This is a genomic window from Streptomyces sp. NPDC053426, assembly GCF_055585405.1.
In genome coordinates this window covers 145,240-161,263 of the sequence record NZ_JBVJKE010000001.1, presented here as the reverse complement: position 1 = coordinate 161,263, position 16,024 = coordinate 145,240, and the positions used below count along the sequence as shown (strand labels likewise).

6 protein-coding genes are annotated in these 16,024 nt (G+C 72.1%); 4 read left to right on the top strand and 2 right to left on the bottom strand.

Annotated elements, in window-relative coordinates; translation table 11 throughout:
• Positions 1 to 106 precede the first annotated feature (106 nt).
• Positions 107 to 955, bottom strand: coding sequence for a ParB N-terminal domain-containing protein (locus ACZ62B_RS00655; protein WP_468882268.1), 849 nt, complete (start codon positions 953 to 955; stop codon positions 107 to 109).
• Positions 956 to 1,240: 285 nt separating this feature from the next.
• Between ACZ62B_RS00655 and ACZ62B_RS00650 the strand changes: the two genes are divergently transcribed.
• Positions 1,241 to 7,063, top strand: a complete 5,823-nt coding sequence (locus tag ACZ62B_RS00650) for an AAA domain-containing protein (RefSeq protein ID WP_469689038.1) — start codon at positions 1,241 to 1,243, stop codon at positions 7,061 to 7,063.
• Between the two features lie 100 nt (positions 7,064 to 7,163).
• On the opposite strand, the gene ACZ62B_RS00645 is transcribed toward ACZ62B_RS00650, so the two are convergent.
• Positions 7,164 to 9,335: a UvrD-helicase domain-containing protein gene (locus tag ACZ62B_RS00645; RefSeq protein ID WP_469689036.1), complete on the bottom strand. Its 2,172-nt coding sequence runs from the start codon at positions 9,333 to 9,335 to the stop codon at positions 7,164 to 7,166.
• Between the two features lie 179 nt (positions 9,336 to 9,514).
• On the opposite strand from ACZ62B_RS00645, the gene drmA reads away from it, so the two are divergent.
• The 3 genes from drmA to drmC are packed head-to-tail and all read left to right on the top strand — an operon-like array spanning position 9,515 to position 15,995.
• On the top strand, positions 9,515 to 13,345 hold the full coding sequence (gene drmA / locus ACZ62B_RS00640) for a DISARM system helicase DrmA (RefSeq protein WP_469689034.1): 3,831 nt from the start codon (positions 9,515 to 9,517) through the stop codon (positions 13,343 to 13,345).
• The gene (gene drmB / locus ACZ62B_RS00635) at positions 13,342 to 15,234 is read left to right on the top strand and encodes a DrmB family protein (protein WP_468723656.1); all 1,893 of its coding nucleotides are present in this window, start codon (positions 13,342 to 13,344) and stop codon (positions 15,232 to 15,234) included. The genes drmA and drmB overlap by 4 nt, the downstream gene beginning before the upstream one ends.
• Positions 15,231 to 15,995, top strand: a complete 765-nt coding sequence (gene drmC, locus ACZ62B_RS00630; RefSeq protein WP_468882274.1) for a DISARM system phospholipase D-like protein DrmC — start codon at positions 15,231 to 15,233, stop codon at positions 15,993 to 15,995. The genes drmB and drmC overlap by 4 nt, the downstream gene beginning before the upstream one ends.
• The last annotated feature ends 29 nt before the right edge of the window (positions 15,996 to 16,024 follow it).

The window sequence follows — 16,024 nt, the reverse complement described above, 5'->3', positions numbered from 1 at the left end:
CTGCCGGCTGGGCGCAGCCTGACGGCTTGTCCGGTGATCCAGACCACCGCGACGACGGTCGCTCAATCTACAGTGAACTGAGTCAATGGTGGTGGGATTGTGGCTTTTACGGTTGCCGGGGCACCTCGTGCGTGAGAACTGCCGCCGCCTGCTTGGAGATCCGGGGCATCGTCTCGTTGGGGGACCGGCGCAACAGCTTGATCGACCGGCCCTCGGCCCACGCGTTCCAGGCCTTGAGGTAGTAGAGCAGGTGCTCGCGTGAGTCGTCGCGGCGACGGTGCGAGGTGCCCGTGGCGAGGTTGAGCATCGTGTTGCGCAGGGTGAGGCGGGGGTCACCCGGCTCCAGACGCGCGCCCGTCACGATGCCCTCCTTCCAGGCGCTTTGATCGATGTCGGGCCGCGCCTCGCAGGTCACGTACCAGCCGATGGTCGCCGCCGTGACGGTGATGCGGCACGCGCGGTTGAGCGCCACGCCGTGCTGGAGGGCGTCACGGATGCCAGGGTGCTTGTCGAGCATGGTCAGAAGCTGGTCGTTGCTGGTCACCGACGATCCGCCGCTCCAGGAGGAGTTGGGCGCGTTCAGGTAGAGGTGCAGGCCGCGCAGGGCCGCTGCCAGGTGCGTGGCGTTGGCCTCGCCGGCGAGGGCGAGCGCGTCCCGGCCGGTGCGCTTGCGTCCCGTGTCCATCACCGTGAACGCGGTGCGCGGGACGCCGTGGGTGACGGTCAGGGGGACGGTGATCCCCGCCTTGGCGATCGCCGCGAGGCGGTGCTGGCCGTCGATGAGTACACCGTCCTCGTCGAAGGCGATGCCCTGGTGCGTCAACTGCCACTCGCCGCGCTGGATACGGCCTGCCAGTTGCTGTACCGCGGCCTTGCTGAGCGGTCGGTTGCTGGTGTTGCGGGTGAGCCACTCCGTCGCGAGCTCCGGACTGACATGGAGGACTTCCATCTGCATGGCGCATGGCCTTTCTGTGGCGTCTGCCTGGAGCTGTGCGAGTGATCCCGAGTCATATTGACCTAGGGTTGTGAACAGAGTCAACATGCAATAAGGCTTGTGTCGATGATTTCCGTGCGGTTCCATGGGGCGCAGTGGAGCTCGAAGGTCTGCTGCTACCCTCAGCCCGTGTGCTCAGTTCACACTTGAGACGATGCGCTGGGGGCGGATACGTACTCGGGTGGGCCGGGGCGGGATGACACCAAGCGGCCACGCATGTGGCTCCGGACAGCAGTGGGGTGGCGCGTGAGCCAGCGTGAGTACGGCGTGGGTGACGAGATGCAGCCGGTCGGATCGGTCTACCGGTACGACGACGGGTTGCACGTGCGCGTGGACGACGTGGAGCCGTACGAACTGGTCGATCCCGAGGCCTCCGACGGGTACCGCCAGGGCGACGACCTGGTCCGGTGCACGCTGTACCTGAGCAACGGCACGGCCCACCCCATCGACGTCGACGGCATCACCCTGCTCGTGCGCGGCGGGCCCTACGGCAAGACGGCACGGCAGGTACGGGACCACCGGACCGAGCTGCTCGACGACGGGCTCGAAGGCACCCTCCGCAAGGGCCGTCGCGCGTCAGTGACCTGGGCGTACAGCATCCCGGCGGGAACCGCCGCGGAGCTGGACATCGAGGTCCGGTTCCCGTACGACCACAAGCGCGAGAGCGTCACCTTCACCACGGCGAGGGCCACGGCGCCCGCGCCCGCACGGGCGGGACGGCTGCCGGACCAGGCGCCGCTGTTCGGCGAGCGGCAGCCGTCCCTGTTCACCGACGCCGGGGACGAGGGCCACGGAACGGCCCGTACCGTGCTGGGAGCCGTACCGTCACAGCCCACCGGGCCGGGCCCCCGTCCGGCCACGCCCCTCGTGACGCCGCCGACCGGGTCCGTCCCCCGCGCCCAGGACCCGTCCCCCGACGAGCTCGACGCGACCCGCGTCCGCCAGATCTTCCGTTTCCTCGCCGAGGCCGAGGAGTCGAAGACCCGCCCCGTCCGCACGCTCGACGGCGCCGCCGGCACCGTCTGGTTCGAGGAACTGCCGGACGCCCCCGAGGTCGCCGTGATGCTCGACGGTGCCCTCGACTCCGAGGAACCGGCCTGGCTGACCCTCGAACGCCCCGACCGTGAGGACGCCCCGCACCCCGAGCCCCTGCTCGCGCCCTGGATCGACGAGACCCGCATCCGGGACTTCAAGCAGACCCGCGCCCCGCACCTGCGCCGCCGGATCGAGCCGGAGTTCCCGGACTGGTCCCAGGGCATTCCCCTCGACAAGACGTACCACGAGCTCGACGACCACCCGAAGCGGGAGAAGATCGAGAAGCTGTACGCCGCCTGGGAACAGGAGTGGCTGGCCTGGGCGGAGCGGCGGCGGGCCATCGATCCCGTCGTGAGGCTGTACGACCGCCTGCACAAGATGCACGAGGACGCCGCCAACCTCGGCGAGGCCTACGAACTCGTCCTCGGGCTCGGCCGGCTCACCTGGCAGACGACCACCGGCCAGCGCGTGGAACGCCACCTCGTCACCCACCGCGCCACCCTCCACCTCGACCCGGTCACCGGCACCCTCACCGCCGCCCCCGACCCGACCGGTGTGGGCCTGGAACTGGAAGAGGGCATGCTGGAAGGCGCCCAGCACGTGCCCGGCGCGGTGCGGGAGCAGATCGTCGACACGCTGGACGGTGCCTCCGACGTCACCGACCCGGCACACCTCGACGCCGTACACACCGCCCTGCGCAGCTGGACCAACGCGGCGCACAGCGCCGGCGGCTACTCGCCGACCGTGGAACGCGCCCGGCCGCGCACGCTCGACGTGCCCCAGGTGGGACTCACCCCCGCGCTCGTTCTGCGGGAGCGCAACCGCCGTTCGACACTTGACGCCCTCAAGGCCATCGCCCGCCACATCGACGCCGGCACGTCTCCCACCGAGCTGCTCGGCTACATCGCGGGCCGCGACGGGGCGCTGACCGCCGCCGACCTCGCGGCGGCCGAGGACGACGGCGCCGAGGCCGGAACCGACGAGATGTACTTCGCGCTGCCCGCCAACGAGGAGCAGCGCACCATCGCCGAACGCCTGCGCGCCAACCGGCTCGTCGTGGTGCAGGGACCGCCCGGCACCGGCAAGACGCACACCATCGCCAACCTGGTCACGGATCTGCTCGCCCAGGGCAAGCGGGTCCTCATCACCAGCCACACCCCGCGCGCCCTGCGCGTCCTGCGGGACAAGCTGCCCGAGAACATCCGCGACCTGTGCGTGAGCCGCACCGAGGACGGCGCGGCCGCCCAGCGGGAGCTCGAGGCGTCCGTGCAGAGGATCCTCAGCGAGTACGCCGGTTACGATCCCAAGGCCTCGCAGAAGGACATCCGTACGCTCCAGGCACGGCTCGCCGCGGCCCGGTCGGCCCAGCAGACCATGCTGCGCGACCTCGCCGTGCTGCGCGAGCAGGAGACCCACCGCTTCGAGGCGGAGATCGGCGACTACACCGGCAGCCTCCAGGAGATCGCCGAGCGCCTCACCGCCGAGACGGAGCGGTACGACTGGCTCGGGCGGGTTCCTCAGGAGCAGCCCTCCCTGACCGCCGACGACACACTGAGGCTGCTGCACACCACACGTGCCTTCACACCGCACCACCGCGCCCTCGCGGCCGAGGTGCCCGGCCCCTCCGAACTGCCCGCGTCCGGTGACTTCGAGGAGGCCGTGCGGGTGGTGCGCTCCGCCGAGGAGGCGCACGAGGCGGTACGACAGGACCCGCTGAGCCTGCGGTACGACACCGCCGTGCGGGGCCTGAACGAGACCGGACAGCGGCGTCTGACGGCTGCCCTGGACGCGTTCTCCGCCGCCCGCGCCAGGGCCGCGTCCCTCGCTGCCGCCGCCGGCGGGTGGGCCGGGGCGCTCGTGGAGGAGGTGACCGCGGGACAGGACTGGCAGACACGCAGCCGGCACGCCGCCGTCACCGACGCCCTCGCGGCGCTCGACGCCTCGCTCGCCACGCTGGGGACCGCGATGGTCAGCGGCCTGGAGCAGTACGACCCGGCCACCGCGCTCGGTCAGGCCACCGCCCTGCACGACGGCCTCGCCCAGGGACAGAAACTGCGCGGCCCGCTCGGCACCCGCTCGAAACTCGCCAAGGCCGTCGGCGGGTTCGTGCAGTCCGTGCGGGTCGACGGACGGTCCCCCGAGGACGTCGCCACCGCGGCGGTCGTCGTCGCCCGCGTCCAGCTCGAACTGCGCCTGGCCCAGGTGGAGACCGAGTGGGGCGCCCCCGCCGGCGCGTGGCAGGGCCACGGTCCGCGCCTGGCACGTCTGCGGCAGGACGCCGACGTGCTGGAGGCCCTGCTCGCCGTCGCCGCCGCCCGCACCGACGTGCTCACCGCCGCCGCCACCTCGCCCGAACTCGCCGTCGCCACCTGGCACGATCCTTCGGTCGAGAACGCCGTACGCGCCCTGCTGCGTGCGGCGACCACGCTGCGTGCCGCCGAGCGGTCCCGCAAGGTGATCGCGGACACCGAGGAACTCCTGCGCTCCTGGAACGACCGGCCCGGCGTGGCACCCGCCGTCGACCGCGCCCTCGACGCCGTGCGCGCCCGGGACCCGCAGGGCTACCGGGAGTTCGGCGACGAGATGGCCGAGGTGCGGGAGGCCGCCCGGCTGCGGGCCGAGCAGCACGCCGCGCTCACCCGTGTGCGGGAGGCGTTCCCCTCGCTCGCCGAGCGCGTCACCGGCTCCGCGGAGGACACCGCGTGGGACGACCGGCTGCCGCTGCTCGCCGAGGCCTGGGCCTGGTCCGCGTGGCGCGACCGCATGGAACGGCTCACCGACCCGGAGGCCGAGCGGACCCTGCGCAAGCGGCTGACGGAGGCCGACGACGAGGCACGCATCACGCTCGGCCGGCTCGCCGCCGCCCGCGCCTGGCACCGCTGCCTCGGGCTGCTCACCGGCGACCAGTCCCGCGCCCTCAGCGCGTACCAGCAGGCCGCCCGCCGCATCAAGGGCAAGTACCAGCACCGCTACCGGCGCGACGCCCAGGCCGCGCTGCGCAAGGCGCAGACGGCGGTGCCCGCCTGGATCATGCCATTGCACCAGGTGGCGGAGACCGTGCCGATGGACCGGCCCGGCCTGTTCGACGTCGTCATCGTCGACGAGGCCAGCCAGTCGGGTCTCGAGGCCATGCTGCTGAGCTGGCTCGCCGACCGGATGGTGATCGTCGGCGACAGCAAGCAGGTCAGCCCTTCCAACGTCGGCCTCAAGCAGGACGAGTACTTCCACCTGCGGGACCGGCTCCTCACCGCGCTCGAGCCGGACGTCCGCAGCCTCTTCGGCCCCGACTCCAGCTTCTTCGACCTCACCGAGGCGCTCTCCGCCGGCCGCGGCACGCTCATGCTCAAGGAGCACTTCCGGTGCATGCCGGAGATCATCTCCTTCTCCAACGACCTCTGCTACAACGGCCGGCTCCAGCCGCTGCGGCAGTACGGCGCCGACCGGCTGCCCCCGGTCCGCACCGTGCACGTCGAGGGCGGAGCGGCCGTCGGCGGCAACGACCGGCTGGTCAACACCGCCGAGGCCGAGGCCCTCGTCGACGCGGTCGTGCGCTGCTGCGCCGACCCGGCGTACGAGGGGAAGACCATGGGCGTCATCAGCCTCCGCGGGGCCAAGGGCCATCTGACGGAGCTGGAGAACCTGCTCGCCGAACGCCTCGACTACGAGCAGCGCGAGGAGCGGCGGATCCGGGTCGGCGACGCCGAGGACTTCCAGGGTGACGAGCGACACGTCCTGTTCGTCTCCTGCGTCAACTCGGCCACCACCGCCGCGGGGACCGTACCGGGCGGCTTCAACGGCAAGACGTACGAGCAGCGGCTCAACGTGGCCGCCTCCCGCGCCCAGGACCAGGTGTGGGTGTTCCACAGCGCCCGGCCCGAGCAGTTCCACGAGAACGACCTGCGCCGGCGGTGGCTCGACCACCTCACCCGGCCCGCGGAGGAGGACACCGTCGCGGTCGAGGGCGAGGTGCGGCCCGACGTACGCCACGAGGCGTTCGACAGTCTGTTCCAGCAGAAGGTGTACCTGGAGCTGACGGCCCGGGGTCACCGGGTGCGGCCCGGCTACCGGGTGGGCCGCCACACCATCGACCTGGTCGTCGAGGGCGGCACCCGCAGGCTCGCGGTCGCCTGCGACGGCGACGCCTTCGCCGAGGGCGAGGACGCGTCCACCGCCGCCGCCCGCCAGCGCGACCTGGAACGCGTCGACTGGACCTTCGTCCGGATCCGCGGCAGCCGTTTCCACCTCGACCGCGAGCAGGCGCTCGCCCCGCTCTGGGCGGAGCTGGAACGGCTGGGGATCGAGCCGCCTCCCGCGGAACCGGAAGGGAGCGGCTCTCCCGAGGCGGCGGCGGATCCCCAGGTGCCATCGGCCGACGGCCGGGACGAGGACGACGGAACGGAGGAGGCGCGGGAGGACGAGCGCTCGCACGACCCGGGTCCCGCGCCCGACGCGGCGCCGGAGGTGACGGAGCTCTCCGCCGTCGCACCCGAGGATCCGCGCATGCCCTGGCCGGACCCCACCGGGGAGGCGGTCGCGGAGCCCGCTCCCCGTCCGGCGCCCTCCACCGAGCAGGGCGCCCTGCCGGTTCGGGAGATCCCCGCCGCCGCCTTCCAGCGGCTGGTGCGCGAGATGCAGGGGCTGCAGGCCGCCATCGACGCCCCGGACGAGACACCCGTGGACGCGGATCCGGCGAACCTCGTCTTCCTCAGGAAGACGCAGGCCGACCAGCGCGAGCGCCGCACGAAGCGGCTCGGCTTCCTGCGGACCTTCCTCGACGCCGTGCGGGTCGGCCAGGAGGAGGGGACGCCGAGGGTGGTGCACCCCGGTGCGCTGCTCGTCCTCGAGTTCGACGGGCGGATCGACGACGCGACCCTGTACACCGTCGCCGAACTGCCCACCGGTGACGCGGAGATCATCTCCCCGTCGTCACCGCTGGGCCACGCGTTGATGTGGCAGCCGACGGGGCGGACGATCTCGTACGACGCCTCCCGGGGAAAGAGCCACGAGGTCGTCGTCCGGGAGATCCGGGCCTGACGCCCACGGGGCGCTGACAGGAGGGACAGAGCCTTCCGCAGCGACGGCCCCGGTGCCCCGGACCCGAAGCAGGGTCCGGGGCACCGGGGCCCCGCACGTCTCAGCCGGCCACCGGGTCCAGCATGCGGCTGCGCTCACCGCTCCACGAGATCGCCAGCGCGTCGCGCGCCCGTGTGCAGGCCACGAACAGCAGGCAGTGCTCGGCCAGCAGGTCCGACTGGTGCTGGACAGGATCGACCTCGGCCGGCGTCACCTGCGGGGCGAACGGCAGCACGTTCGACGTCACGCCCACCACGGCCACGCACCGGAACTCCAGTCCCTTCATCGCGTGCATGGTGGCCACGCGGACGCCGGAGACGTCCGGTCCCGGGTTGTCCTTGACGGCCACCGCCGGGACGCGCTCCCGCCGCAGGCGGGCGATCACGGCGTCGACCAGGGTGTTGAACCGGGCGCACACCGCCACCTCGGACGGCTTCACCCCGTCCCGCTCGATCCAGGTGCGCACCTGCTCGACCAGCGCCCGCAGCTCCTCGTCCTGGCTGCCGTGCCCGCGCGCCGCCGGGACGCGGCCGTGCAGCTGGGACCGGTAGCCGCGCAGGGAGTCCCGGCCGCCGTCCTCGTCGTCGTCCTCGCCGAGCCGGCCCACCGGCTGACCGTCGAGGAGCGACGCCGACCAGCGCAGGATCTCCTCCGTGCTGCGGTAGTTGAGGCGGAGCCGGGAGGTGCGTCCCCGGACGTTGATCCCCAACGAGCGCAACGAGACGCGGGAGTCGTAGATGCGCTGATGCGGGTCGCCGACCAGGAACATGTCGTCGGCCTGGGAGGCGACACAGGCGCGCAGCACCCGCCACTGGGCCGGATGAAGGTCCTGCGCCTCGTCCACGACGACATGGCGGTAGCGCGGTGCGCCTTCGGCGAGGGTGCGCGCCGCCTGGTCGCACAGCTGCGTGTACGTCGCCGAGTCGCGCGAGGCGAGGTCCGCCGTGAACCGCTCCATCACCCGCCACAGCCGAGCCCGTTGCACCCGGCCGACCTGGGTGCCGCGTCCGCGCCGTACACAGCGCAGGTACTCCTCCGGCGTGCGCAGCCCCTGGGCGAGGACGACGTTGCGGAACTCCTGGGACAGGAACTGCTCCGTCCAGGGCAGTTCCTCGCGTGCCATGGCGCGGGTCCAGGCGCTCTTCTCGGCGGCGGCCGACAGGGGCTTCGGGGAACTGCCCCGCGCCTCCCGGACGACTCGGGCGGCGAGGGAGTCGACCGTCGTGACGTCGACGCGCTCCAGCAGGTGGGCGTCGGCGTCGCCGAGCAGCAGCGCGAGGCTGTCCCGCAGGGTGGCCGCCATGGCGTTGGTGAACGTGGTCAGCAGGATCCGCTCGTCCTCCCGGCCGGTGCGCAGCAGGTGCCGTACGCGGTGCAGGGCGACCACCGTCTTGCCGGTGCCGGGACCACCGGTGACCTGGGCGGGGCCGTTGAAACCGGGGTGCTGGGCGTACCGGCGCTGGGCGGGGTGCAGGAAGATCCGCCAGCGGGTGAAGTCCTCGCTGAGGATGCGTTCCAGCTCGCCGGGGCCCGTCACCTCCACGATGCGGTCGGACGTGTTGAGGATCGCCTCGGCGAGGGTGACCGCGGGCCGTTCCTCCGCCGTGCGGACGGTCTGTCCGCGCGGCGCGATCAGCTGTTCCCAGACGTCCTCGGGGGACTCGCCCTGCGCCAGGAACCACAGCACCTCGTACTGGTCGGCGGGCATCATCGGCGGTGCCATGACGGTCAGGTCGTCGGCCGTGACGCAGACGCGGGCCAGCTTCAGCACCTGGTCGTCGACGCCGAGGTCGCGCAGAACGGTGTCGGAGTGCTCCTCGAAGAGGCGGGTGGGAGTGGTGTCCGCCTTGGTCTCGAAGTAGGTCTCCATCTGCTCGAGGGCCTCGACGTTGCGCACCTCCACGCCGCGGGTGGCGCTGTTGACGGAGTAGGCGCGCTTGCAGGCCCAGTTGATCGCCTCGTCGTGCGGGGCGACCCGCAGCAGCATGAACAGCTCGCTGCCGTCGTCGGGGGCCAGGAGGACGCCCCGGTAGAACCTGGTGATGCGTATGGTGCGGATCCGGGGGTCGCGTGCCCGCTCGAGCTTCTCCAGGTGCATGCCCTTGCTCGCGTGGAGCTGGGGGACGGTCATGCTGCGGAACATCTGGATCGCGTCGCTGACTTCCTTCTGGACCGGTCGCTGCAGCGAGATGAGGTCCGCGACGAAGTCGTCGGAGAGAGCGAGTCGGGGCATCGGCGTCCTCGGTGACGGGCGGGCGGCGGTCGGGACCAGCCTAGAGACCCCGGCGAGTCGGAGCGACGGAGCATCCGATACTCATTGTGTGAACTGTGTCAACGGTCTATCCTTCACGTGCTGCCGCACGTTCGGTCCCCGTTCGTGCTCCGTCGGATCCGTCCGGAAGGACCCACCGCATGCCGGCCCAGCCCGCCCAGGCCGCTGTCCCGCACCCGCTCGACGAAGTGCCCCAGACGTTCCGTGTCGGGGACTCCTACGAGGTGCGGGACGGACTCGTGACCTACATACGCCGCGATCTGCTGGGGCCCTGGGACGGAGAGACCGAGACCCTGCCGAGCGCCTCGTCCGGGCCGCGCGACCGGTACCTCGTGGGCATGCTCGGTCCCCGACCCCAGGACGTCACCGCCGACCGGATCGCGCTCGTGGCCGCCCAGAGCGCGGACGGGGAGTCGGGCGACGAGCAGGAGGGGGACGACACCGAGCTGCAGGACCGGCTGACCCCGCAGGCCGCCGGCCACATCTGGGCCTCCTCCATGGGACTGTCCTTCACCGTTCCGGCCTCGGTCGGCACGCTCAGCGTCACCGTCCGCTGGGGACGCTACACGCAGTCGGAGGAGGCCACCGAGCGCGGCACGACCCGCAGGGTCTGGTCGCGCGAGCCCGTCGAGCACCCGGTGGACATCGATGTGACGGACCTGGCGGACCGGATCGTCGAACTCGAAGGGGGAGCGGCCGTCCTCGACGTGCAGGTGCGTCGGCACACCGGCCGGGCCGGCACCGAGGACCTCCGTGTCGTCGAGCTGGCCCTGGTGAACCGGCAGCAGGACAGCCGCGAGGCGCGCGACGCCCACTGGCTCTTCCAGACGGAGATCGACGTCACCGCCTTCCCGGACGACCAGGCCGCGGTCTTCCTCCCGGTCGACGACCCGCTCGACCCCGCCAACCGCGGCAACGGAGCCGAGGACGCCGAGGAGCGCAGACTCCGGCTCCTCTACCGGGACAGCCTCAGCCACGCCAAGGGCCGCAACGTCGCCGTGCACGCCCAGGTGCGGGACGGTGAACGCAACGCGCACCGCCTCACCACCACCTGGCTGCCGGAGTACGACGTCCGGGCCACCACCGCACCGACCGTGGAGGAGCAGGAACTGCTCCGCGGCCTCGAACTCGGCATGGACGAACTCGCGGCCCTCGCGGTGCCCGCCCGCCGGACCGAACTCAGCGCCGCGCTGGCCCCGCTCGCCGACGGCTACGGCACCTGGCTCGACCAGCAGCGCCGCGAGGCCCGCTCGCTCCCCGACGACCTGCGCGCGTCGGCCGACGCCGCCATCGACCAGGCACTGGACATCTGCGACCGGATAACCCTGGGCATCGACCGGCTCGTGGCCGACGACACCGCCCTGGAGGCCTTCCGGTTCGCCAACCGGGCCATGGCGCTCCAGCGCCGCAACACCGCGATCGCCGCGGCCCGCGCCGGCCGAGAGGACGACCGCGCCTCCTACCGGGAGGCGTACGACGAGATCCACGCGAAGGGCAAGGCGGCCGCGAGCTGGCGCCCCTTCCAGCTCGCCTTCGTCCTGCTGAACCTCGACTCCCTCAGCCGGCCCGGACACCCCCACCGCGGCACCGGCCGCGAGGCACTCGTCGACCTGCTGTTCTTCCCGACCGGTGGCGGCAAGACGGAGGCCTACCTCGGCCTCGCCGCCTACACCTTCGCGCTGCGCCGCCTGCAGGGCACGATCGGCTCGGGCACACAGGCGCGCAGCGGCGAGGCGGGCGTCGGCGTCCTCATGCGCTACACCCTGCGCCTACTGACCGCCCAGCAGTTCCAGCGCGCCGCCGCCCTGGTCAGCGCCTGCGAGGTACTGCGCCGCGAGGAGTTCGCACGGGACGCCCGCTGGGGCGCCACCCCGTTCCGCATCGGACTGTGGGTGGGAACCTCCGTCTCGCCCAACTGGTTCGACGAGGCCAAGGAACAGATCGCCGAGGCCAAGGAGAGCGCGAGCGACAAGCACGCCCGCGTCCTCCAGGTCCTCACCTGCCCGTGGTGCGGAAGCGGACTGACGGCCCGCTCCCACATGGAGTACGACGAGGGGCGCCGCCGTGTCCTGCTGTACTGCCCGCGCGGCGAGGGCGAGGACCGCTGTCCCTTCTCCCGGCGCGAGTCGCCCGGCGAGGGCGTCCCGGTGCTCACGGTCGACGAGGAGATCTACCGGCTCGCGCCCTCCCTGCTGATCGCCACCGTGGACAAGTTCGCCCAGCTGCCCTGGAACGGTTACGCCGGTCTGCTGTTCGGCAGGGTCACCGAGCTGTGCCCGCGCCACGGCTACCGTCACGACGACCTCGACGCCAAGACCGGCTGCGGGAGCCGCCACAACGCCCGGGGAGACCTGCCCGGCGTCACCGCGCAGCCGGTGACGCGCCTGCGGCCCCCGGACCTGATCATCCAGGACGAGCTGCACCTGATCTCCGGGGCCCTCGGCACCACCGTCGGCCTCTTCGAATCCGCCGTGGACCAGTTGTGCACCTGGGGCGTCACCGACGCCCAGGGGCAGCGCCACGAGACCGGACCCAAGATCGTCGCCTCGACGGCGACGACCAAACGGGCCGCCGAACAGGTGCTGGGCGTCTTCGGACGAAAGGTCGCCGTCTTCCCGCCGCAGGTACTCGACGTCGGGGACACGTTCTTCTCCCGCCAGGTCGAGCTGAGCCGCACCGACCCCGGCCGGCGCTACCTGGGCGTGTGCGCGCACGGCACCCGCCTCAAGGCTGCCGAGATCCGGGTCGCCGAGATCCTGCTCCTGGCCGCACAGCAGCTCTTCGACGACTACGGCAAGCCGGCCGACCCGTACATGACCCTGGTCGGTTACTTCAACGCGACGCGTGAACTCGCGGGCATGCGGCGGTACATGGACGACGACATCACGACCCGGGTGCGCTCCAACGGCAGCCGCCGGGGCCAGGACACGCTGGCCGACCGCATCGTGAGCCGGACCGGCATGCTCGGCATCCAGGAGCTGACCTCGCGCATCTCCTCCTCCGACATCGGCGCCGCCCTCAAGCGCCTGGAGACCGGGTTCGACCCCGAGCGGGACACCTCCGTGCGGCGCCGCGCCTTCCTGCGGGAGTACGCGGCCGCCGTGAAGGAGAAGCGGGAGCCCCGCGCCGCCATGACACCGATCTCCCGGCAGGCGGTGGATGTCGTCCTGGCCACCTCCATGCTTCAGGTGGGCGTCGACGTCTCCCGGTTCGGTCTGATGCTGGTCGTCGGCCAGCCCAAGAACACCGCCGAGTACATCCAGGCGTCCTCGCGCGTCGGCCGTGACGCCTCGCGCCCCGGTCTCGTCGTGACCCTCTACAACTGGTCGCGCCCCCGGGACCTCGCCCACTACGAGGACTTCGAGCACTACCACGCCACCTTCTACCGCCAGGTCGAGGCCCTCTCCGTCACCCCGTTCACCCGCCGCGCCCTCGACCGGGGCGTCGCCGCCACCTACGTGGCGGCGCTGCGTCACGCGGCCCACGACACCTCACGCAACCTGGACGCCCACCAGGTGGACCTGGACGGCCCTCTCGCCCGGGACGTCGAACGCCGGCTGCTGGAACGCGCGGAACGGGTGGGGAACGACCTCTCCCGCCAGTACCTGAGCGAACGGCTGGACCGGTTGAAGGACGAGTGGCGCCGCAAGCGGGACGAGAACAGCGCGGCCCTCGGCTACCGCAAGGAGAAACACAAGACCACCGTCGTGAACGGGCTGCTCCGACGGGCGGACGGGTCCCGCTGGACCGAGCTGACCGTCGGCATGTCGATGCGCGAGACGGAGAACGAGATCAACCTCCTGCTGCCCGGGGGTGGGGCCTTCCTCGAGGACTCCTCGGGCGGCGGCCCGGATTGGAACTTCGGAGCGGTCGGCACGGACGCCGAGACCGACCACGACCTGGCGGCCACCGTGGACAGCGACGAGTACGGAACCACCGGCGCGGACACCCTCAGGAGGGCACAGCGATGACCACGTGGAGCAACCGCAGGGTCGGAGCGGTCCGCCCCAGCCACCTCATGTTCACCGCCGGCGTCGGGTCGCTCGTCGACCTGCCGAACTTTTCCGTCCTGGTCAGGGGACTCGACGCCTGGAGCCACTCCGGCATCACCGGCTACGACATCGACGAGCCCCGGCTGCGCGCCGCCGTCAACCGCTCGCTCCAGCGCTACGGGCGCGGACAGATCGAGCAGTTGCGCGCGGCCCCCTGGCTGGAGGGCGCGGACACGGACCCCAAGGGGTGGGCGGCGCAGGGAGTCGGCGTGCCCGTCGCCCCGTTCCCGCAGTGGCTGCGCTGCACCGCCTGCAACGTCCTCGCCGCCGTCGACTCCGGCGAGTTCGCCTTCCTCAACACCAATCCGCGCACACCGCACGAGGCGAAGTTCGTCCACGACTGCAAGCGGGGCAAGCCGCTCGCCGTGGCCGCCCGCTTCACCCTCGTGTGCACGGCAGGCCACCTCGACGAGTTCCCCTACACCCCGTTCGTCCACCACGGGCAGGCCTGCGGAAGGATTCCGCGGCCCAAGCTGCGCATGAAGGACCACGGCGGCAACCAGGCCGCCAACGTCACCATCGAATGCGTCGCCTGCGGCGCGAAGCGCAACATCCGCGAGGCCATGGGCGAACGCGGGCGCCGTCACCTGCCCCGCTGCCGGGGTCGCCATCCCCACCTGGGCACCTATGAGCCGAACGGCTGCGACCGCGACGCGGTGCTGATGGTCGCGGGCGCCTCCAACCAGTGGTTCCCCCTCACCCTCAGCGCGCTCGCGCTGCCCAAGGGACAGGGCGGCGACATCGACAAGCTGCTCGACGACCACTGGCCGGAACTGGAGAAGGTGGAGGATCGCAGCGAACTCGCCTTCATGGCGCGGCTGCCCCAGTTCGGGTTCCTCAAGGAGTTCGACGCCGACGCCGTCTTCGCGGCCATCACGGCCCGCAAGCAGGGGCTCGACGGACCGGCCCCTTCCGCCCCCGACGTCCAGGCCGACCTCTTCCACCCCGAATGGGACGCCCTGTCCGGCCCGGTCCCCCCGCCCAGTGACGACTTCGCCCTCCGGCCGGTCCCCGTCCCGGCCCCGCTGGACGAACTCTTCTCGGACGTCCGCCAGGTCGAGCGGCTGCGTGAGGCGCGCGCTCTGATCGGCTTCACCCGGCTCGACGCCCCCGACCTCGAGTCCCCGGAGATCGCCACCCGCGTGGACCTGTCGCGGGGCACGCAGAACTGGGTACCGGCCAGCGAGGTCCGCGGAGAGGGGATCTTCCTGCGGGTGCGGGACGACCTCATGGCGGAATGGGTGGCACGCATGGAGAAATCGCCGCAGATGGAGGCACACCGGGAGGCCTACGGCCGGTTCCGCACCAACCGGAAGTCGGACCGCAAGACGAGTGACTTCGACCCCCTCCACGGCTGGCCCGGCGCCCGCTACATCGCCCTGCATACCCTTTCCCACCTGCTGATCCGCACCATCGCCCTCGAATGCGGTTACAGCTCGGCCTCCCTGGCCGAGCGGATCTACGCCGGAGACGAACAGAACCCGAGGACGGGGATCCTGATCTACACCGCCGTCCCGGACTCGGAGGGCACCCTCGGTGGCCTGGTCTCCCTGGCCGAGGAGCGCGAGTTCGGCCGGATCGTCCGCCGGGCCCTGGCCGACGCCGGGCACTGCTCGGCCGATCCGCTCTGCTCGGAGCGCCTGCCCCACGATCCGGGCGACTACCTCCACGGGGCGGCCTGTCACGTCTGCCTCTTCGTCTCCGAGACCACGTGCGAGCGCGCCAACCGGTTCCTCGACCGCCGCTTCCTCGTCCCGCTGTCCGGGGACAAGGGGCAGGTACTGACGCCGGCCGGCCTGTTGCCGTGAGCCGGCGCGCGTTCGAGGCCGCCGCGGAGTCCGCCGTGGCGGTCCTCGGCCTGTCCCGGAGCAAGGACCTCGTCGGCCTGCTGGCGCGGCGGGGAACCAAGGAGCGGGCCCTGGCCGAACTGACCACACCGGGGGCGGACACGGTCGTCGCGGACCTGTACGACGCGATGGAGGAGGACGCGGTCCCGCTCGCCGAGGCGGCCGCCTACGTGCGGGGGTATGTCGCGGCCATGCTGCGCGCCCGGGACGGAGTGCGGGTCCGCACCGTGTGGAGCGGCCCTGCGACGCCCGGTGTGCCGGTGCGGGCGACCGCCCAGGTGCTGGTCGACGTCATCGACGAGGCCCGGGACGAACTGCTGGCCATGACCTACGCGGCCCGCCCGTATCCGGCTCTGACCCGGGCTCTCACGGCGGCCGCCGAGCGGGGTGTGAGGATCCACGTCGTGGTCGAGACGCTGGCCGGCGCGAGAGGACTCCTCAAGGGACGGGAGCCGGCCGAGGCGTTCGCCTCCGTTCCCGGGGTGATCCTGTGGCACTGGGCCCGCGACCCGGACGGCCACCCCCACTCGCGACAGCACGCCAAGCTCGCGGTGGCCGACCGCCGCACGCTGTTCCTGGGCAGCGCCAACCTGACCGAGTCCGCGGTCCACCGCAACATCGAGGCGGGAGTGCTGGTGAGCGGTGGCGAAGCGCCGCGACGGGCGGCGGAGCACATCGCGGAGTTGCAACGGCTGGGCGCGCTGAGGCCGCTTCGGCCGTGAGCGGGCCGGGGCACGGGGCACGCCCGCTC

Excerpts from the sequence above, each read along its gene's own strand:
- ACZ62B_RS00645 (WP_469689036.1), bottom strand. The coding sequence starts at position 9,335 with ATGCCCCGACTCGCTCTCTCCGACGACTTCGTCGCGGACCTCATCTCG.
- ACZ62B_RS00655 (WP_468882268.1), bottom strand. The coding sequence starts at position 955 with ATGCAGATGGAAGTCCTCCATGTCAGTCCGGAGCTCGCGACGGAGTGG.
- drmA (WP_469689034.1), top strand. The coding sequence starts at position 9,515 with ATGCCGGCCCAGCCCGCCCAGGCCGCTGTCCCGCACCCGCTCGACGAA.
- drmB (WP_468723656.1), top strand. The coding sequence starts at position 13,342 with ATGACCACGTGGAGCAACCGCAGGGTCGGAGCGGTCCGCCCCAGCCAC.